This window comes from Roseovarius salinarum (genome assembly GCF_002834145.1).
Taxonomy (GTDB): domain Bacteria; phylum Pseudomonadota; class Alphaproteobacteria; order Rhodobacterales; family Rhodobacteraceae; genus Roseovarius; species Roseovarius salinarum.
In genome coordinates, this window is the sequence record NZ_PHNT01000010.1 from 73,929 (window position 1) to 92,278 (window position 18,350).

The following is an 18,350-nucleotide window of genomic DNA, read 5'->3' on the forward strand; positions in this document are numbered from 1 at the left end:
GTTGCAGAACCGTCACCGGCCAGATGAGCATGGCCGGGCCGCGCCGGGCAAGAACAAAGCCACGCGTTTTCAAGTCATGGCGCGGGCGGCATCCTCGATCAGCAGTCGAAAACGGACCTCGGCGGGCCCCTCCGGTGCGAGCGCCGCGGTCTGGCCGTAAAGCGAGAAATGGTGCCGGTCGGCATCGGCCGCCTGAAGCGGGGCGGTATAGTGATACATCAGCGGGAACGGCGCCGGTTCGACACGCGCCATCGCGTCCAGCCACGGCGTGCGGTGGGCGCGGGCCGGCCGCCCCGAGACGGCGCTGCTGATCCGCGTGCTGTCATCGGTGCCGGCGCGCGCGGCGTTCGCGTGGTGCGGCTTGGGCGTGGCCTCGGGCGCGGTCAGGAAGGCGGTGCCGATCTGGACCCCGGCTGCACCCAGTGCGAAGGCGGCGGCGATGCCGCGCCCGTCGGCGACCCCGCCGGCGGCGATCACGGGCACGTCGACGGCGTCAACCACCTGCGGCAGCAGCGCGAACAGGCCGATCTGTGCGTCGTGCGCGGGGTCAAGGAACACGCCACGGTGGCCGCCCGCCTCCCAGCCCTGCGCGATGATGGCGTCGGCCCCGCGCTCGGCCAGCCAGCGGGCCTCGGCCACGGTGGTGGCCGAGGACAGGATTCGGCAACCGCGTCCCTTGAGCGCCGCGATCGCTGCCGCGTCGGGCAGGCCGAAATGGAAACTGGCCACCGCCGGCGGTTGCTCGAGAAGGTAATCCAGGTGCGCCGCGCCGAACGGGGCGAAAGGCGCGCTCGGGGCGCCCTCTGGCGGGGCAACGCCGGACGCGGCGTAGTGCGGCGCGAGCGCATCCATCAGCGCCGCGTGCCGGTCCGCGTCCATCTTGGGTTCAGCGTGGCAGAAGAAGTTCAGGTTGACGGGGCGGTTGGTCCGCTCGGCCAGCGCGCGCATCTCATCGCGGAGGCGCTGCGGCGGCAGGGTGGCGCAGCCAAGCGAGCCCAGCCCGCCCGCGTTCGACACCGCCGCTGCCAGGGCGGGGCCCGACGTGCCCGCCATCGGCGCCTGGATGACCGGGTGATCGAGTCCGAGCAATTCGCAAAAGCGCATGTCGGGCCACATGGCATGGGTCTCCCTCGAGCGCGGCGCACAATCGCCGCCGGCGAGGGGGAGCCTACGGCCGGACCTGCGCCCCGTCCAGCGGCATGGTCGGCAAGCGCCCGAAGATGGTCACGACATCGCCGCGATTTCGACGCATCAGCTACATGCAAAGGTTGATTTCCCGGTCACAATGACCGGCAAGACCTCAATCAGGGGCAGACTCGGGAGCAGTACGCCAGAATGGCCCAGTCGGGGATCGCCGTCACGCCGTACGAGGGCGCGCTTCTGGCCACGGATCTGCTGGCCGGTTCGACCAATGTCGTGCTCGGAAACTTCGGGGCGTCCGAGACGGGCACGCTGGTGGACAACGACGGAACCCTGTCGACCGCGGACGACGGCAAGTCGACCTTCAACGGCGACCCGGTTACCTACATCGGCAGCGGGCAGGTCACGCCGGGGATCGAACAGCTCGGTATTTTCCTGCCCCTCGGGCCCTCGAAGGACGTGGTCGTCTTCGAGGCTGGCGGGCAGGCTTATTTCCACTATCCCGAAGGTCCGCCCTCGGCGACGGGGTCGATCGTGCTCAACGTCGACATCACGAGCGAGGCCCATAGCGTTTTCACGCCGCCGTGCTTTACCAGCGGCACGCGGATCCTGACACCGGCCGGCCCGCGCCCTGTGGAGGCGCTGGTGACCGGCGATACCGTGCTGGACGAACACGGCACCATTCAGGAAATCATCTGGACCGGCGCGCGGCGCCTGCGAATCCCGGAACTGCCGGCCTACGACAAGTGGCACCCGGTCCGCATCGCCCCCGGCGCCTTCGGGCCGGGCCGGCCAACCCGCACGACATGGCTGTCGCAACAGCATCGCGTGCTGGTCGAGGGCTGGAAGGCCGAGCTGCATTTCGGCGAGCCGCGCGTTCTGGTCGCGGCCAAGGCGCTGGTCAACGACCGCGACGTCGTGATCGACCGCACCCAGGTCGAGGTGGGTTATCATCACCTGATGTGCCGCGAGCATGCCGTGCTGCTGGCGGACGGGTTGCCGGCCGAAAGCCTCTTTCCCGGCTGCGTGGCGCTTGATGGACTTGCGGCCGAGGCACGTGACGAGATCCTCGAGATCTTCCCCGAGCTTGGCCGGGGCGAGATCCCGGCGGACATCGAAACCGTGCTTCCGGTGGTCACGCCCAAGGCGGGACAGGTCCTGGCCGGATGAGGCGCCGCATGGCGCCCTTTGCCAAACCGTGCACCGGGGGGCGTGAAATTTTCGCCGGGGCGCAAAGCACCACGATCCAGATCAATTCGGGAATCGGAATATCAGGGCAGGGTGGGCGCACCCGTTGACCGATCAAGGAGGATAGAATGCGGTTTGGACTACTCAAACTGGTGCTGGCGCTTGCGCTGGTGCTCGCCCCGATTGCGGCCAGTGCCGAAACGGACAAGCGCGGGCTTTTCGTTAACCTGACGACCGACGACACCTGGTCGGCGGCCAAGGCGATCATGTTCGCGCACGAACGATCCCTGAAGAACGGCCACGACACGGCGATCTGGCTGAACGTGCGGGCCGTCTACCTTGCCGACAAGGACCGGCCCAGCCACGTGCACGGGCTGATGGCCGACAGCGGCACGTCCGTGCAGGACATGCTGCGCGCCTTCATGGCCGACGGCGGAACCGTCATCATGTGCCAGGCGTGTTCGAAGGCCGCGGGGCTGGGCGAGGACGACTACATCGACGGTGTCGAGATGGGCAACTGGCCGCTGGTGGAAAGCTGGCTGTTCCGCGAGGGGATGCAGACGCTGGCCTGGTGAAACGTCGCGTCCAAAAGAAAAAAAGCCCCGGGCGCGGCCCGGGGCTTTCGCGGTGCCGGCGGCGGCGCCGTCAGTCCATCGCCTTGAAGTGGAACTCGCCGCCCTCCTTCAGGCCGCTGGGCCAGCGCGACGTCACCGTCTTGGTGCGCGTGTAGAACTTGAACGCGTCCGGCCCGTGCTGGTTGAGGTCGCCGAACATCGATTTCTTCCAGCCGCCGAAGGTGTGATAGGCCAACGGAACCGGGATCGGCACGTTGATGCCCACCATGCCGATGTTGATGCGGTTGGCGAAGTCGCGCGCGGCGTCGCCGTCGCGGGTGAAGATCGCCGTGCCGTTGCCGTATTCGTGGTCCATCGCGAGTTGCAGTGCCTCCTCGTAGGAGCCTGCCCGCACCTGGCTCAGCACCGGGCCGAAGATCTCCTGGCGGTAGATATCCATGTCGGGCGTCACACGGTCGAACAGGCAGGGCCCGACGAAGAAGCCGTCCTCGTAGCCCTGAAGCCTGAAGTCGCGGCCGTCGACCACCAGCTCGGCGCCCTGGTCCACGCCCGAGTTCACAAGCCCCAGCACCCGCTCGCGCGCCTCCGGCGTGACGAGGGGGCCGTAATCCACGTCGTCGCCGGCCGTGTAGGGGCCGACCTTCAGCTTCTCGATGCGCGGCACGAGCTTTTCCACCAGCCTGTCCGCGGTTTCGTCACCCACGGGCACGGCAACGGAAATCGCCATGCAGCGTTCGCCGGCCGCGCCGTAGCCCGCGCCGATCAGCGCGTCGGCGGCCTGGTCCATGTCCGCGTCGGGCATGACGATCATGTGGTTCTTGGCACCGCCGAAGCACTGCACGCGCTTGCCGTTGCTGCACCCGCGCCCGTAGATGTATTCGGCGATCGGGGTGGAGCCGACGAAGCCGATCGACTGGATCACGGGATGGTCGAGGATGGCGTCGACCGCTTCCTTGTCACCGTTGACGACCTGCAGCAGCCCCTCGGGCAGGCCCGCCTCTTCCATCAGCTCGGCCAGCATGATCGGCACCGACGGGTCGCGCTCGGAGGGTTTCAGGATGAAGGCGTTGCCGCAGGCCAGCGCGGGCGCGAACATCCACATCGGGATCATGGCCGGGAAGTTGAACGGCGTGATGCCGGCGGTCACGCCCAGCGGCTGCTTCATCGAGTACATGTCGATGCCCGGGCCCGCGCTGTCGGTGAATTCGCCCTTCAGAAGCTCGGGCGCGCCGATGCAGTATTCCACGACCTCCAGCCCGCGCTGCACGTCCCCCTTCGCGTCGGGGAATGTCTTGCCGTGCTCGGCCGACAGCGCCTCGGCCAGCTTGTCCATGTCGCGGTTGAGCAGGTCCACGAACTTCATCATCACCCGCGCGCGGCGCTGCGGGTTGGTCGCGGCCCATGCGGGCTGGGCGGCCTGCGCGACCTCGACCGCCTTGGCCAGCTCGTCGGCGCCGGCCAGCGGGCATTTCGCCTGCACCTCGCCGGTGGCCGGGTTGTAGACGTCCGAGAAGCGGCCCGAGGCGCCCTTGACGCGCGCGCCGCCGATGTAATGGGTGAGTTCGGTCATGGTCGTCTCCTCCTTGATCGCGCGCAGGATAGCCTTGCACATTTCGGGGCAAAAGAGGCAATGTTCCAAAAAGGTTTTGCACAATTGCAAAGGCGACCATGCCGGAAAACTGGGACGATCTGAAGGTGTTCCTGGCCGTGGCGCGCGGCGACAGCCTGTCGGCCGCGGGCCGTGCGCTGCGTCTGGATCCGGCCACGGTCGGGCGACGTGTCGCCCGCCTGGAAGAGGCGATAGGCGTCGCGCTGTTTGCCAAGTCGCCCTCGGGCTACGCGCTGACGGACGCGGGCCAGAGGCTGATGGACCACGCCGTGCGGGCCGAACAGGCGATGGCCGCCGCACAGGAGGACCTGACCGGGCAGGCCACCGGCCGGCTCAGTGGGCAGATCCGGCTGGGCGCGCCCGATGGCGCGGCGAATTTCCTGCTGCCGCAGGTCTGCACCGCGATCGCGGCCGAGAACCCGGATCTCGACATCCAGATCGTGGCATTGCCGCGGGTCTTCAACCTGTCCAGGCGCGAGGCCGACCTGGCAATCGGTGTCAGCCCGCCCGCGGCCGGGCGACTGGCCGTGCAGAAGCTGGCGGACTATCGCCTGCACCTGGTGGCCGCCGAAAGCTACTTGCGGGCGCATCCGCCGATCGAGACGCCGGGCGACCTGCGTGGCCACCGAATGATCGGCTACATCGCCGACATGATCTTCGACAAGGAACTCGATTACCTGCACGAGATCGGGGTCGAGCGCGTGGCGCTGGCCTCCAACTCCGTTTCGGTCCAGTTCAACTGGATCCGGCAGGGCGGGGGGCTGGGCGTGGTCCACGATTTCGCGATCCCTGCGGCGCCGGGGCTGGTCAAGGTTCTGGCCGACCGCATCGGACTGACGCGCAGCTTCTACCTGATCCGCCACGCCGACGATCGGCGGCTGGAACGGATGAACCGCTTTGCCGCGGCGCTTGCCGAGGGCCTGCGGCACGAGCTTGCGCGTCTTGAAGCGCTTACTTGACATGATCTTGCGCACGGGCAACGGTGAAGGTCATAAAAGTTCGCAATCGGAGGGCGGTGCATGCTGGTTCAACAGATCCTGAAAGCCAAGGGCGATGGCAAGGTCGTCACGGTCAAGCCGGGGACCAAGGTTTCGGAGGTGGCCCAGACACTGGCCGAGCGGCGCATCGGCGGGCTTGTCGTGTCGAACGACGGGGAAACGGTCGATGGCATCATTTCCGAACGCGACATCGTCCGCTCGATGGCGCTGCGCGGGGCGAACTGCCTGACCGAGACGATCGACGAGATGATGACGCGCAACCCGGTCTGCTGCACCCGGCAGGACAAGTCCGACGCCATCCTGGCCCGGATGACCGACGGGCGGTTCCGTCACATGCCGGTGGTCGAGGACGGCAAGCTGGTGGGAATCGTGACCATCGGTGACGTGGTCAAGGCCCGGCTGGAAGAACTGGCGATGGAGAAGGACGCGCTGGAGGGCATGATCGCCGGTTACTGACGCCGGCCCGCACGCCCTTGCAATCCGCGGTGCGATATTGTTGCGTGCGCCCGGGACGCAGCAACGGAGAGCCTCATGCGCATCGGCCTTTACCCCGGCACCTTCGACCCTGTCACGCTGGGCCACATGGACATCATCCGCCGCGCCACGGTGCTGGTCGACCGGCTCGTGATCGGTGTGGCGATCAACCGCGACAAGGGGCCGCTGTTCACGCTCGAGGAGCGGGTCGAGATGCTCGAGGCCGAATGCGCCAAGCTGTCCGAGGAAACCGGCACCGAGATCGTCGCGCACCCCTTCGACAACCTGCTGATCGACTGCGCCCGCGACGTGGGCGCCCGGATGATCGTGCGCGGGCTGCGCGCGGTGGGCGACTTCGAATACGAATTCCAGATGGTGGGCATGAACCGCGCGCTGGATGACAGCATCGAGACGGTGTTCCTGACGGCGGACGCCAGCCACCAGGCCATCGCCTCGAAGCTGGTCAAGGAGATCGCGCGGCTGGGCGGGGACGTGTCGAAGTTCGTCACCCCCGCCGTGCGCGAGGCATTGATTGCAAAGTTCGGCTGAGGCGCCTCAGCGCCAGAACGCCATCCACTCGATCAGCGCCATCAGCTTGCGTGCGAGAAACAGCGTGCCCTCGAGGCCGAAATACTGAAAATCCATCGCCAGCAGGATCAGGATGATCACGCCCAGGATGATGGCGAGCTTGTTGGTCATCCGTTTCGGAGTGTCCCCTGCAGCCGGTGGTCGGCCGAAGGTATGCCGAAAAGCCGGGCCCGGCGCAAGGTGCCGGGCGCGCGGCCCTGCGGGGCGGGTGCGATTGCGAACACCACGGCGCGCATGGCGCCGGGGCGGGTTGCCCGGGGCGGTGGCGGCGTTTACTGGAGCCGGCCCATCGCCACGGCCACGTCGGCCATGCGGCAGGAGAAGCCCCACTCGTTGTCATACCATGCCAGAACGCGCACCAGCTTGCCGCCGGTGACCCTGGTCTGCTCGGGCGCGAAGATCGAGCTTTCCTCGGTGTGGTTGAAATCGACGCTCACCTTCGGCTCGGGGTCATAGCCCAGAACACCCTTCATGGGGCCGGCGGCGGCTTCGGCCACCACCTCGTTCACGTCCCCCTCGGTCACGGATTTCGAGGCGACGAAGGTCAGGTCCACCGCCGAGACGTTCGGCGTCGGCACGCGGATCGCCGAGCCGTCGAGCCGCCCCTGAAGGTCGGGCAGCACCTCGCCGAGGGCCCTGGCCGCGCCGGTCGAGGTGGGGATCATCGACATCGCGGCCGCGCGCGCGCGATAAAGGTCGCCATGCCTGCGGTCCAGCGTGGGCTGGTCACCGGTGTAGGCGTGGATCGTGGTCATGATCCCCGACTCGATACCGATGCCCTCGTGCAGCACCTTGGCAACCGGCGCGAGGCAGTTGGTCGTGCAGGACCCGTTCGAGATCATGCGCTCGCCGGCCTGCAGCTGGGCGTCGTTGACGCCGTAGACCACGGTGCGATCCACGTTCTTGCCAGGCGCCGACAGCAGCACCTTGCCGGCCCCGCGATCGAGGTGCGCCCTGGCCTTTTTCCCGTCGTTGAACTTGCCGGTGCATTCCAGCACCACGTCGACGCCGTCCCAGTCCAGCTCGTTCAGGTCGTAGGTGGAAAACATCTCCATTGGGCCGCGCCCGAGATCCATGGTGTTTTCCCCCAGCGTGATCTCGCCCGGGAAGCGGCCGTGCACGCTGTCGTATTTCATCAGGTGCGCGCTGGTTTCCAGCGGGCCGGTGGCGTTGACCTTGACGACCTTGATGTCGTTGCGGGTGCTTTCCGCGATATGGGCGAGGGTGCAACGGCCGATGCGGCCGAAACCGTTGATGCCGACGGTGATGGTCATGCGCGGCGACTCCTGGATGGGAATTTTGGCTGCCATATATCTTCACCACGCTTGTCAGGAAAGGCAAAAATTGCCTCATACCAATATGTTAGCGATAACCGGGGCCGGGTGCCCGGTGGTGGCGCTAACGCAGCCGTGCCAAGCGGGTGGGGCCGGGCGCCGTGCAAAGACAGGGGCAGACGCATGGCCGATCTCGGCGTTCTCGCGGGCCGCATCCTGATGGCTGCGCCGTTTCTGGCCGGTACGGTCGGAAAGGCCGTCAATCCCGGTGCCGCGACCGGGTTGCTGACCGGGATGGGGCTGCCCGCCTGGACGCCCACGGCGCGCGGCGGCGGTCGCCGCGCGCCGCCGCGGTCACAGCAGCGCCTTCACCTCGTCGGCCACCGCCTGCGGCGTGATGCCGAACTTCTCGAACAGCGTCGGCGCCGGGGCGGAGGCGCCGAAACCCTCCATGCCCACGAAGCCCGCCTTCGCCTCGCGCCCGCGTTCGCCGCAAAGCCAGCGGTCCCAGCCGGTGCGCACCGCGGCCTCGACGCCCACGCGCACGGCCGCGCCGCCGGGCAGCACGCGCTTGCGATAGGCCTCGTCCTGCTGCGCGAAGAGTTCCCAGCAGGGCATGGAGACCACGCGGGTGCCGATGCCCTCGGCCTCGAGCATCTCGCGCGCCTGCATCGCCACGGACACCTCGGACCCGGTGGCCAGCAGGATCGCCTGCCGCTTCGCCCCGGCCTCGGCCAGCACGTAGGCGCCCTGCGCGGTCAGGTTCTTCGTCCGGTGCTCGGTCCGCAGGGTGGGGACACCCTGCCGCGTCAGCGACAGCACCGAGGGCGTTTCCGTCGCCTGCAGCGCCAGCTCCCAGCTTTCCGCGGTCTCCACGGTGTCGCAGGGGCGGAACACCAGCGTGTTGGGCGTCGCGCGCGATATCGCGAGATGCTCGACCGGCTGGTGGGTGGGGCCGTCCTCGCCCAGCCCGATGCTGTCGTGGGTCATCACGAAGACCGTGGGCTGGCGCATCAGCGCCGCCAGCCGCATCGCCGGGCGCGCATAATCGGTAAAGCACATGAAGGTGCCACCGTAGGGGCGCAGCCCGCCGTGCAGCGCCATGCCGTTCATTGCCGCCGCCATGCCGTGCTCGCGGATGCCGTAGTGGACGTAGCGCCCCTTGCGGTTGCCCTCGTCGAACACCGACAGGTCGGACGTGCGGGTGTTGTTGGAGCCCGACAGGTCGGCGGAGCCGCCCACAGTCTCGGGCATGACCGGGTTGATGACCTCGAGAACCATTTCGCTGGACTTGCGGGTCGCGACCTTGGGCCGCTCTTCCGCGATCCGCTTCTTCAGCGCCTTGATGCGCGCCGACAGCTTGTCGGGCAGGTCGCGGGCGAAACGGCGGTGGAATTCCTTCTGCCGCTGGGCGGAGGCGTCGGCCAGCCGTGCTTCCCACTCGGTGCGGGCGGCGGCGCCGCGGCGGCCGATCTCTTCCCACTGCGCCTTGATCTCGGCGGGCACCTCGAAGGGCGCGACCGTCCAGCCGTAGGCGGCCTTGGTGTCGGCGATGAGCTGCGGGTCCGTCAGGGCGCCGTGGGCCTTGGCGGTGTCCTGCGCCGACGATCCCAGGCCGATGTGCGTGCGGCAGGCGATCATCGTGGGCTTGCGGGCGGCGCGCGCCCTCGTGATGGCGGCATCTATCTGGTCGGGATCGTGGCCGTCGATGTCGATCACCTGCCAGCCCGAGGCGCGGAACCGCTGCAACTGGTCGGTGCGGTCGGCCAGCCCGACCTGCCCGTCGATGGTGATGTTGTTGTTGTCCCAGAACACGATCAGCTTGCCCAGCCGCTGGCGCCCGGCAAGGCTGATCGCCTCCTGGCTGACGCCCTCCATCAGGCAGCCATCGCCGGCGAAGACATAGGTGTGATGATCCACCAGCTTGCGGCCGAACCGGGCGCGCAGCATCTCCTCGGCCATGGCGAAACCCACCGCATTGGCCAGCCCCTGTCCCAGCGGGCCGGTGGTGGTCTCGATGCCCTTGGCCAGGAAGTTCTCGGGGTGACCGGCGGTGATCGCGCCCCACTGGCGGAAGTTGCGGATCTGGTCGATGGTCATCTCCGCGTCGCCGGTCAGGTGCAGCAGCGCGTAAAGCAGCATCGAGCCATGGCCGGCCGACAGGATGAAGCGGTCGCGGTCGGGCCAGTCGGGGGCGGCGGCGTCGAATTTCATGTGCTTTTCGAACAGCACGGTTGCGACGTCGGCCATACCCATCGGCATGCCGGAGTGGCCCGAGTTGGCGGCATGAACCGCGTCAAGCGCGAGCGTGCGGATGGCTGCGGCCTTGAACCAGTGCTCGGGGTTTGCGGTGCGCAGGGCGGCGATATCCAAGGGGCGTATCCTTCGGGTCTGAGGGCGTGGCTTGACGGCTCAATACCAGTCCCGCCCCAAAGATCAAGCGCCCCGGCCAACCCCGCCGGGGGGCGCATTTTCCCCGGCCATTCTGTAGACTTGGCGCCAACCGGACGACGCCGGCGATTCGCGGGCGCCAGGAAACAATCAACGAGGGCCGGGAAAATGAGCGAGATCGAAGAGCTGCAGCGGCGCATCACGGCTGCTCTGGACCGCATCGGGCAGGGCCTGGAAAGGCGGCAGGCCGCCACCGCACCGGAACCCGACACCGCGGCGGCCGCGCGCACCGTCGATGCAAGCGCCGACACCGAGGACGTCGAGACGCTCAAGCAGTTGCTCGATGACGAGCGCCTCGTGACGGCGCAGCTCGAGGCGCGCATCGAGAAACTGCACCGCGACCTCGAGGCGGCCGAGGCGACATCTGGCGACAGCGCCCCGGCAGGGGAAAGCGACGGCAAGGCCGGGGAGGACGCTGCCGGCGAGCAGCCCGCCGTCGCGGCGCTCGAGTCGCGCCTTCAGGGCTTGCAGGCGGCCAACGAGAAACTGCGCGAGAACAATCGTGCCCTGCGCGAGGCCAATGCCGCCGGCCTGGCCGACCCCGAGCTGATCGACACCGCGATGCGCGCCGAGCTCGAGGGCCTGAACGCCGCGCGCGAGACCGACCGCGCCGAGATCGAGGCGGTCTTTGCCACGCTGGGGCAGGCCGTCAACGGAACGCCGCAGGGCAAACAGACCAAACCGGAGGGTGAGTGATGCCTGACGTGGAGATCCAGATCGGCGGCCGCAGCTTCGATGTCGCCTGCCAGGAGGGCGAGGAACACTACCTGCACGCCGCCGCCGCCATGCTCGACGAGGAAGCGCAGGTGCTGGCCGGGCAGGTCGGCCGCATCCCCGAGGCACGGATGCTCCTGATGGCGGGGTTGATGCTGGCCGACAAGACGGCAGGGCTGCAGGACAGGCTGCAGGAGACCCAGGACAAGCTGGACCAGGCCGAGGACAAGCTCAAGGAGAAGGAGGCCGAGCTCGCGCAGCTGCGCGACGCGCCCCCGCCCGAACCAAGGAAGATCGAGGTTCCGGTCGTGCCCGACCAGGTGACCGACGCGCTGGCCGAGATCGCCGCGCGGGCCGAGGCGCTTGCCGAGACCGTCGACGGTGCGGACGGCACGCAATCGGGTGACCCGCCGGCCGACGGCTGACGGTGACCGGCGGAGGATCCCAGGGGCGCTGCCCCTCTTGGCGCGTCGCGCCAATTCACCCCGGAGTATTTCGGGCAAGATGAAGGCCGCCCGGGCGGCAAATCGTTCCGGAGGGGGTGGACATTTCCCGCCCGCGCCGCACCCTTCCCGGAATATCGGGCAGGCAGGTGAGGGCCGCGTGTTTCTCGACGTTTCCGATCTTTGCAAGAGTTTCCCGACCGCGACGGGCCGCTTGGACGTGCTGCGCGGCGTATCCTTCGGGCTGCAGCGCGGCGAGGCGCTGGCGCTGACAGGGGAATCCGGCAGCGGAAAGAGCACGCTCATGCACCTCGTGGGCGCGCTCGACACCCCCGATTCCGGGCACATCCGGCTCGACGGGCAGCCGGTGCCCGGACGGGACGACCGTGCCGCGGCAGCGCTGCGCCGGGACCGGATCGGGCTGGTGTTCCAGCAGTTCAACCTGATCCCCTCGCTTGACGCGGGCGCCAACCTGGCCTTCCAGGCCCGGCTGGCGGGCCGCCACCAGGCGGGTCGTTGTGCGGAGCTGGCGCAGGCGTTGGGTTTGTCGGACTGCCTCGAGCGGTATCCCGAGCAACTGTCGGGCGGCCAGCAGCAGCGCGTGGCGATCGGGCGGGCGCTCGCCGCCGGGCCGGATCTTCTGCTCGCGGACGAGCCCACCGGCAACCTGGACGAGGACAGCAGCGAGACGGTCCTCGACCTCATGCTGGCGCTGGCCCGTGACACGGGCGCCGCGGTGATGATGGTCACCCATTCCGGGCGCCTGGCCGCGCGGCTGGACCGGCGGCTGCACCTGTCGCACGGAAAACTGGCATGACGGCGCCGGCCCTTGGCGCGATCCTGTCGCACTGGCGCCGTGCGCCGGGCCAGCTTGCGGCGCTGGTGCTGGGGCTGGCGCTGGCCACCGCCCTGTGGTCGGCGGTGCAGGCGATCAACAGCGAGGCGCGCGCGAATTACGCCCGGGCCGCGGGCATGCTTGGCGGCAGCCAGCTGGCCAGCCTCACGGCGCCTACAGGCCCGATCTCGACCGAGACCTTCGTGCGGCTGCGCCGCGCCGGCTGGCTGGTGTCGCCGGTGCTGGAGGGCGACCTGCGGGTGGACGGCCGCCGCATCACGGTCACGGGCGTGGATTTTCTGACCCTGCCTTCCGGCGGGGCCGGCCTGCAGACGGGCAGCGGGGAAGGCGACCCGGCGCCGCTGCTGCGCGGCGCCGTCGCGCTGGCCGCCCCCGGGACGGCCGAGGCGGTGCGCGGGGCGGGGATCACCGGGCTGCCACGGCTTGTCCCTTCGCAGACCGTGGCCCCCGGCACGCTGCTGATGGATATCGGTGCGGCGCACGAACTGCTTGGCCGGCCCGGAGAGATCACGCGGCTGACGGTGCTGGCCGATCAACCGGTGCGGCGTGCGCCGCTCGAGGAGCTCGCGCCAAACCTGCGCCGCGTCGCCCCGGGGGCCGGGATGGACCCCGTGCAGCTGACACGCAGCTTTCATCTCAACCTGGCCGCGTTCGGGCTGTTGTCCTTCGCGGTGGGTCTTTTCATCGTCTACGGCACCATCGGCCTGGCCTTCGAGCAGCGCCGGCCGCTGTTTCGCACGCTGCGCGCGCTGGGGCTGCCGCTGCGGTCCCTGTTGACGCTGGTTCTGGCGGAGCTTCTGGCCCTGGCGCTGCTGGCCGGCGGGATCGGGCTGGTGCTGGGCTATCTCGTCGCGGCCGCGCTGCTGCCCGACGTCGCCGCAACGCTGCGCGGGCTTTACGGTGCCGAGGTGTCGGGCCAGCTGACGTTCCGCCCCGGCTGGGCGGCCGCCGGTATGGGCATGGCCGTGGGCGGCACGCTGGTCGCGGCGGCACAGGCGTTGTGGCGGACCGCGCGGTTGCCGGTTCTGGCCGCCGCGCACCCCCGCGCCTGGGCCCTGGGCACGGTGCGGCGCCTGTGGAGCCAGGGCGCCGCGGGCGGCGCGCTGCTGGCAACGGCGGCGGCGCTGTCGGTCGCGGGGAGCGGGCTGATCACGGGGTTCGTGCTGCTTGGCGCGCTTCTGCTGGGGGCGGCGCTTTTGCTGCCGCCGGTCCTGTCGCTGCTGGTGGCCGTCGGCCGCCGTGCCGCGCGCGGCCCGGTGGGGCAGTGGTTCTGGGCGGATGCGCAGCAGCAGATCCCGGGGCTGTCGATGGCGCTGATGGCGCTTCTGCTGGCGCTGGCGGCAAACGTGGGCGTGGGCACGATGGTCGCGTCCTTCCGGGTGACCTTCCTGGGCTGGCTGGACCAGCGGCTCGCGGCCGAGCTCTACGTCACCGTGCAGGACGCCGCGCAGGCAGATCGCCTGCGCCGGTTCCTCGACGGTCGCGCACGCGCCGTGCTGCCGATCTGGGAGGTGGAGGGGCGCATCGCCGGCCGCCCGGTCGCGGTGAACGGCATGGCCGACGATCGCACCTTTCGCGAGAACTGGCCGTTGCTCGACGCCGCGCCGGGGGCATGGGACCGCCTGGCCGATGGCACCGGCATCCTGATCAACGAGCAACTCCACTACCGCAGCGGTCTGGGGGTCGGCGACCGCGTGGCCCCCTTCGACGGGTGGCGCCCCGAGATCGTCGGCATCTATTCCGACTACGGCAATCCGCGCGGCGAGGCGATTGCCGGGAACGCCAAGCTTACCGCGCTGTTTCCGGCGGTGGAAAAGACGCGCTTCGCCCTGCGGGTGCCGCAACGTGACACGGACGGGCTGCGCCGGGCCCTGACCGAGGCAACCGGCGTGCCCGCGGCGGCGGTGACCGACCGCGCGGCGGTCAAGGCGGCCTCCGTGCGTGTCTTCGACCGCACCTTTGCAGTTACCGGCGCGCTGAACATCCTCACGCTGGGGGTGGCGGCGCTGGCGATCCTGATCGCGCACGCCACGCTGGCCGCGCTGCGCCTGCCCCAGCTCGCGCCGGTCTGGGCGCTGGGGCTGACACGGCGGCGACTGGCCAGGCTGGAGGTTGCGCGCACCGTGGCGCTGGCGGCCTTCACGGCGGTGCTGGCGCTGCCGGTGGGGTTGCTTCTGGCCTGGGCGCTGCTGGCGGTGGTCAACGTGCAGGCCTTCGGCTGGCGCCTGCCGATGCAGGTCTTCCCGCTGGACTGGCTGCGGCTTCTGGGGCTGGCGTTTATGGCCGCGGCGCTGGCGGCGGCCGGCCCGGCCCGGCGGCTCGCGCGGATGACCCCGGCGCGGTTCCTGGAGGTTTTCGCGAATGAACGCTGAGAGGTGGATCTTGCGTGCGGTGCGGCGGGCGCTGACGGTGTGCGCCTTGGTGGCGGGGCTTGCCGCGGGGGCGGCCGCGCAGGGGTTCGCCGGGCTGGGCACCGAGGCCGAGGGGTTTGCCCTGCCGGACCCCGACAGGACGCTCGAATTTCCGCGCGATCACGGCGCCCATCCCGCCTTCCGGATCGAGTGGTGGTACCTGACGGCCAACCTCGAAGGCGCGGACGGGCGTCAATACGGGGTGCAGTGGACACTGTTCCGCTCGGCCCTGGCGCCGGGCGCGAAGGAGGGATGGACCAGCCCTCAAGTCTGGATCGGTCATGTCGGCCTCACGACGCCCGACGCGCATTTCCACGGCGAGCGCATGGCGCGCGGTGGCATCGGGCAGGCCGGCGTGGCGCTCGACCCGTTCCGCGCGTGGATCGACGAATGGGAGATGACGGCCGAGGGGCAGGGCGCACCGCCGGAGGCCGATGCGCTCGACCGGCTGCGCCTCTCGGCCACGACGCCCCGGATCGGCTATGACCTGACCCTGCGTGCCGAGGGGCCGCTGGTGTTTCACGGCCGGGACGGCTACTCGGTCAAGTCGGAGGACGGGCAGGCGAGCCACTATTATTCCCAGCCCTTCTACCGGGCCGAGGGGACACTGGCCCTGCCCGGTGGCGACGTCGGCGTCACGGGCCGCGCCTGGCTGGACCGCGAATGGTCCTCGCAACCGCTGTCCGAAAGCCAGAGCGGCTGGGACTGGATCTCGCTGCATCTGGAGGACGGGGCAAAGCTGATGGCCTTCCGCCTGCGCGACCGCGACGGGCCGCCCTTCCTGTCGGGCACATGGATCGCGCCCGACGGCACGGCCACGCCGATGCACGGCCCGGACATCGCCATGACGCCGCGTGGGACGGCGCGGGTCGCGGGGCGGACGGTGCCGGTCGCGTGGCGCGTGGAGGCGCCGGCCCGCGACCTTGACGTGACGCTTCGCGCGCGCAACCCGGACGCCTGGATGGACCTGAATTTCGCCTACTGGGAAGGGCCGGTGGCGGTGTCCGGAACGCACACGGGCGCAGGGTACCTGGAGATGACGGGCTACTGACAGCGCGTCCGGGCGGGCGTCAGGCCGCGTGGCGGCAGGCCTCGAGCTCGGCGCGCGTGGCCGCCCAGACGGGGGGCACGCGCATCAGTGCCGCGCGCACCTCCGCGGTGGTGTCCTTGGTCAGCGCGGCTTCCGCCCGCGCCAGCGCATCCCGCAGCGCGAGCGCGCCGAACACGGCCGCGCTGCCCGCAAGATCGTGCAGCCGGCGCGCCATTTCCGGATCGGCAGCCGCGCCGACGTTGCGCAACGTCTGCACCAGCGCCTCGCCCTCTTCGATGAACTGCGCCAGGCGCAGCGAAAACCCGTCGGCGGCGCCGGCGGTGCGCAACTGGTCAAGCACACCGAAATCCACCGGGCCGCCGCTTTCGACGACCGGGTCGTCGGGTCTTTGCCCCGCCAGCACCGCGCGCAGGCCGCACAGGCGCACCGGCTTGGCCTGAACGGCGTCGAAATCCGATGCGCGGATCTCCTCGGGGCGGAAGTGTGCCGTCATCGCCACGATCCGGGCGTGCGCCGATGCACCGCCGCTGGCACGGATGCGCCGCGCGGCATCGGCCCCGTCAAGACCGGGCATCGAGATGTCCATGAGGATGACGTCGAAACTTTGCGCGGCCGCCCGTGCCACGCCCGCCGTGCCGTCCGCGGTGACGGTGACACGGTGGCCGTCCTTGTGCAGCATCTCTTCCAGCACGAAGCGGTTGGCGGCGTTGTCCTCGACGATGAGCACGTCCATCGGGGCGCCGCCTTCAGCGGCAACCGGCCCTGCCGGCGTGCCGGCCACGGCGGCGCCGGCGGCCGGCAGAGGCAGGCGGACCCAGAACAGGCTGCCTTCGCCCGGTTCACTCTCGGCGCCGATCTCGCCGTCCATCAACTCCGTCAGGTGGCGCACGATGCCGAGGCCGAGACCGCTGCCCTGGGCCTGCGCGGCCTCGCCGAGCCGCACGTAATCGTCGAAGATACGGTCGAGTTCGTCGCGGCGGATACCGACGCCCGTGTCGCCGATACGGATTTCCACCCGGTCGTCGGGGGCGTCAGGCGGGCCAAGGCGTTGCACCTCGATCGTGATCTCGCCGTCCTGCGTGAACTTGACCGCGTTCGACAACAGGTTGAGCAGGATCTGCTGAAGGCGGTCGCGGTCCCCGCGCACGGGGCCGACCGATGCGTTCGGTGTCAGCAGCGCGATGCGGTTGCCGCGCTCCTCGGCTGCGGGGCGCTGCTCTTCGATCACCCCGGACACCACAGTGCCGAGGTCGAAGTCGGTCTCGGTCAGGCTCAGGCGGTCGTGGTCATCGCGCGCCACCTGCAGCGCGTCATCGATGCGGCCCAGCAAAAGCTGGCCCGAGGATTGCATAAGGCGCGCATAGCGGCGCTGTTCGCCCGTCAGCCGGGTTTCGCCCAGCAGGTCGAGGCACCCGAGAAGCCCGTTGAGGGGCGTGCGCATTTCGTGGCTGATCATGCCAAGAAAACGGGCCTTGGCCCGTTCGCCGGCGCGAGCGCGGTCGCGGGCCGCTTGCATCTCGGCCTCGGCGTCGAGCCGTTGCGAGATGTCGCGGATGAAGCACACGCACACGGCCTCGCCGCCCCGGGCCGTGCGGTTCGCCGAAAGCTCCGCGGGGAACATGCACCCGTCGCGTCCCAGGGCCGTCAGGTTCGTGCAACGGTTCGGCCCGGCGTCACAGGCGGCGAAGAGTTGCGCGCCGGTGACCGGCGCGACGGTTCCGTCGGCGGCCCGTCGTGCGAGGATCTGACCGACATCCCCGCGCGTGCCGTCCGCGGAGGCCGTGGCGAGGCAGAAAAGCGCGCGCGCCGCCCCGTTCACGTCCCGGATGCGCCCCGCCGCGTCGACGACGAGGATCGCGTCCTGCGAGGTGTCAAGGATCGTGGCGAGCCGGTTGAGGGTCACGCGGTTCTCGAACGCGCGGCGGCGGTAGACCTTGTAAAGCTGCCACAGCAGCGCGAGCAGCGCCAGGAATGCCACCAGCATCAGACCGCTGATCGCGGTCAGCCGGACAAGCGCCGATGTAAGCCCGGCGCGTTCGGCGTCGGTGCGCGCCGCGTAGAGGCCGATGCCCGCGCTGGAGAGTTGCCTGATCTCGTCGGTCAGTTCCGCGACGGCGGTGCGCAACGCATCCCGGTTGGCGATCACCGTGGAGGCGTCCGCGTCCACGATCGCCGCGATCCGGGGCAGGGTTTGCCATATGTCTTTGAGCTGCGCATCCGCGGGCGTGCCGGCAAGGACCTGGCGGTAGGTGCGGCCGTTGCGCAGCGTGTCCAGACGGCTGTAGAAGATGTCGAAGCGCACGCGCACCGCGTCGATCGCTTCTGCGTCGGGCGTGTCGAGGCGATCTATGGCGTTGATCAGCCGCGCCTGCTCGACCTCGAGCTGCGCCATCGTCCACTGGATGTTGTCGGTGTCGGTGCTGCCGTAGGTGTCGAGCCGCGAAAAGACCTGAAGGGTCAGGACGGTCGTGATCACCAGCGAGACAAGCGCAACCCCGCCGAACAGGGCCAACTGCACCCGCCGACGGGCCAGCCACCGCATCGCCCTGTTCCTTCTTTTCACGCCGTGTCGTCCCGA

The 18,350-nt window shown here is 69.7% G+C and carries 16 protein-coding genes; 10 read left to right on the top strand and 6 right to left on the bottom strand.

Translation table 11 applies throughout. The features are described 5' to 3' along the window. Positions 1 to 69: 69 nt before the first annotated feature. Positions 70 to 1,116, bottom strand: a complete 1,047-nt coding sequence (locus CEF10_RS10570; RefSeq protein WP_101068140.1) for an NAD(P)H-dependent flavin oxidoreductase — start codon at positions 1,114 to 1,116, stop codon at positions 70 to 72. Positions 1,117 to 1,335: 219 nt separating this feature from the next. Between CEF10_RS10570 and CEF10_RS10575 the strand changes: the two genes are divergently transcribed. Further along, a complete protein-coding gene (locus CEF10_RS10575; RefSeq protein ID WP_101068141.1) occupies positions 1,336 to 2,310 on the top strand; it encodes a Hint domain-containing protein in 975 nt (324 codons plus the stop codon). 146 nt (positions 2,311 to 2,456) lie between these two features. Beyond that, positions 2,457 to 2,903, top strand: a complete 447-nt coding sequence (locus CEF10_RS10580; protein ID WP_101068142.1) for a DsrE family protein — start codon at positions 2,457 to 2,459, stop codon at positions 2,901 to 2,903. A gap of 70 nt (positions 2,904 to 2,973) precedes the next feature. On the opposite strand, the gene CEF10_RS10585 is transcribed toward CEF10_RS10580, so the two are convergent. After that, the gene (locus tag CEF10_RS10585; protein WP_101068199.1) at positions 2,974 to 4,473 is read right to left on the bottom strand and encodes a CoA-acylating methylmalonate-semialdehyde dehydrogenase; all 1,500 of its coding nucleotides are present in this window, start codon (positions 4,471 to 4,473) and stop codon (positions 2,974 to 2,976) included. Between the two features lie 98 nt (positions 4,474 to 4,571). Between CEF10_RS10585 and CEF10_RS10590 the strand changes: the two genes are divergently transcribed. The 3 genes from CEF10_RS10590 (at position 4,572) to coaD (ending at position 6,533) form a co-directional block, all read left to right on the top strand. Beyond that, positions 4,572 to 5,471, top strand: a complete 900-nt coding sequence (locus CEF10_RS10590) for a LysR family transcriptional regulator (RefSeq protein ID WP_101068143.1) — start codon at positions 4,572 to 4,574, stop codon at positions 5,469 to 5,471. 60 nt (positions 5,472 to 5,531) lie between these two features. Beyond that, the gene (locus CEF10_RS10595) at positions 5,532 to 5,966 is read left to right on the top strand and encodes a CBS domain-containing protein (RefSeq protein ID WP_101068144.1); all 435 of its coding nucleotides are present in this window, start codon (positions 5,532 to 5,534) and stop codon (positions 5,964 to 5,966) included. 75 nt (positions 5,967 to 6,041) lie between these two features. After that, positions 6,042 to 6,533, top strand: a complete 492-nt coding sequence (gene coaD, locus CEF10_RS10600; protein ID WP_101068145.1) for a pantetheine-phosphate adenylyltransferase — start codon at positions 6,042 to 6,044, stop codon at positions 6,531 to 6,533. 6 nt (positions 6,534 to 6,539) lie between these two features. Here coaD and CEF10_RS17075 read toward each other — a convergent pair whose 3' ends face one another. The 3 genes from CEF10_RS17075 to tkt all read right to left on the bottom strand — a co-directional run bounded on the left by CEF10_RS17075 (position 6,540) and on the right by tkt (position 10,219). Beyond that, on the bottom strand, positions 6,540 to 6,683 hold the full coding sequence (locus CEF10_RS17075; protein ID WP_198586183.1) for a hypothetical protein: 144 nt from the start codon (positions 6,681 to 6,683) through the stop codon (positions 6,540 to 6,542). Positions 6,684 to 6,844: 161 nt separating this feature from the next. Beyond that, on the bottom strand, positions 6,845 to 7,846 hold the full coding sequence (gene gap / locus CEF10_RS10605; RefSeq protein WP_101068200.1) for a type I glyceraldehyde-3-phosphate dehydrogenase: 1,002 nt from the start codon (positions 7,844 to 7,846) through the stop codon (positions 6,845 to 6,847). A 354-nt stretch (positions 7,847 to 8,200) separates the two neighbouring features. Then, positions 8,201 to 10,219: a transketolase gene (tkt, locus tag CEF10_RS10610; RefSeq protein ID WP_101068146.1), complete on the bottom strand. Its 2,019-nt coding sequence runs from the start codon at positions 10,217 to 10,219 to the stop codon at positions 8,201 to 8,203. 186 nt (positions 10,220 to 10,405) lie between these two features. Here tkt and CEF10_RS10615 point away from each other — a divergent pair, with 186 nt between their 5' ends. The 5 genes from CEF10_RS10615 to CEF10_RS10635 all read left to right on the top strand — a co-directional run bounded on the left by CEF10_RS10615 (position 10,406) and on the right by CEF10_RS10635 (position 15,772). Beyond that, positions 10,406 to 10,993 carry a hypothetical protein gene (locus CEF10_RS10615; RefSeq protein ID WP_101068147.1) on the top strand — a complete coding sequence of 196 codons (588 nt, stop codon included), beginning with the start codon at positions 10,406 to 10,408 and terminating at the stop codon, positions 10,991 to 10,993. Beyond that, the gene (locus CEF10_RS10620; protein WP_101068148.1) at positions 10,993 to 11,436 is read left to right on the top strand and encodes a cell division protein ZapA; all 444 of its coding nucleotides are present in this window, start codon (positions 10,993 to 10,995) and stop codon (positions 11,434 to 11,436) included. Before CEF10_RS10615 ends, CEF10_RS10620 begins: the two co-directional genes overlap by 1 nt. Before the next feature lie 178 nt (positions 11,437 to 11,614). Further along, complete coding sequence (locus CEF10_RS10625) at positions 11,615 to 12,271, top strand: ABC transporter ATP-binding protein (protein WP_232796471.1); 657 nt, start codon at positions 11,615 to 11,617, stop codon at positions 12,269 to 12,271. Further along, positions 12,268 to 14,682: an FtsX-like permease family protein gene (locus CEF10_RS10630; RefSeq protein WP_101068150.1), complete on the top strand. Its 2,415-nt coding sequence runs from the start codon at positions 12,268 to 12,270 to the stop codon at positions 14,680 to 14,682. The genes CEF10_RS10625 and CEF10_RS10630 overlap by 4 nt, the downstream gene beginning before the upstream one ends. After that, positions 14,672 to 15,772, top strand: a complete 1,101-nt coding sequence (locus CEF10_RS10635; protein WP_101068151.1) for a lipocalin-like domain-containing protein — start codon at positions 14,672 to 14,674, stop codon at positions 15,770 to 15,772. The genes CEF10_RS10630 and CEF10_RS10635 overlap by 11 nt, the downstream gene beginning before the upstream one ends. A gap of 19 nt (positions 15,773 to 15,791) precedes the next feature. On the opposite strand, the gene CEF10_RS10640 is transcribed toward CEF10_RS10635, so the two are convergent. Then, positions 15,792 to 18,314: an ATP-binding protein gene (locus CEF10_RS10640; protein ID WP_101068152.1), complete on the bottom strand. Its 2,523-nt coding sequence runs from the start codon at positions 18,312 to 18,314 to the stop codon at positions 15,792 to 15,794. Between the last annotated feature and the right edge of the window lie 36 nt (positions 18,315 to 18,350).

Excerpts from the sequence above, each read along its gene's own strand:
- CEF10_RS10570 (WP_101068140.1), bottom strand. The coding sequence starts at position 1,116 with ATGTGGCCCGACATGCGCTTTTGCGAATTGCTCGGACTCGATCACCCG.
- CEF10_RS10575 (WP_101068141.1), top strand. The coding sequence starts at position 1,336 with ATGGCCCAGTCGGGGATCGCCGTCACGCCGTACGAGGGCGCGCTTCTG.
- CEF10_RS10580 (WP_101068142.1), top strand. The coding sequence starts at position 2,457 with ATGCGGTTTGGACTACTCAAACTGGTGCTGGCGCTTGCGCTGGTGCTC.
- CEF10_RS10585 (WP_101068199.1), bottom strand. The coding sequence starts at position 4,473 with ATGACCGAACTCACCCATTACATCGGCGGCGCGCGCGTCAAGGGCGCC.
- CEF10_RS10590 (WP_101068143.1), top strand. The coding sequence starts at position 4,572 with ATGCCGGAAAACTGGGACGATCTGAAGGTGTTCCTGGCCGTGGCGCGC.
- CEF10_RS10595 (WP_101068144.1), top strand. The coding sequence starts at position 5,532 with ATGCTGGTTCAACAGATCCTGAAAGCCAAGGGCGATGGCAAGGTCGTC.
- coaD (WP_101068145.1), top strand. The coding sequence starts at position 6,042 with ATGCGCATCGGCCTTTACCCCGGCACCTTCGACCCTGTCACGCTGGGC.
- CEF10_RS17075 (WP_198586183.1), bottom strand. The coding sequence starts at position 6,683 with ATGACCAACAAGCTCGCCATCATCCTGGGCGTGATCATCCTGATCCTG.
- gap (WP_101068200.1), bottom strand. The coding sequence starts at position 7,846 with ATGACCATCACCGTCGGCATCAACGGTTTCGGCCGCATCGGCCGTTGC.
- CEF10_RS10615 (WP_101068147.1), top strand. The coding sequence starts at position 10,406 with ATGAGCGAGATCGAAGAGCTGCAGCGGCGCATCACGGCTGCTCTGGAC.
- CEF10_RS10620 (WP_101068148.1), top strand. The coding sequence starts at position 10,993 with ATGCCTGACGTGGAGATCCAGATCGGCGGCCGCAGCTTCGATGTCGCC.
- CEF10_RS10630 (WP_101068150.1), top strand. The coding sequence starts at position 12,268 with ATGACGGCGCCGGCCCTTGGCGCGATCCTGTCGCACTGGCGCCGTGCG.
- CEF10_RS10635 (WP_101068151.1), top strand. The coding sequence starts at position 14,672 with ATGAACGCTGAGAGGTGGATCTTGCGTGCGGTGCGGCGGGCGCTGACG.
- CEF10_RS10640 (WP_101068152.1), bottom strand. The coding sequence starts at position 18,314 with ATGCGGTGGCTGGCCCGTCGGCGGGTGCAGTTGGCCCTGTTCGGCGGG.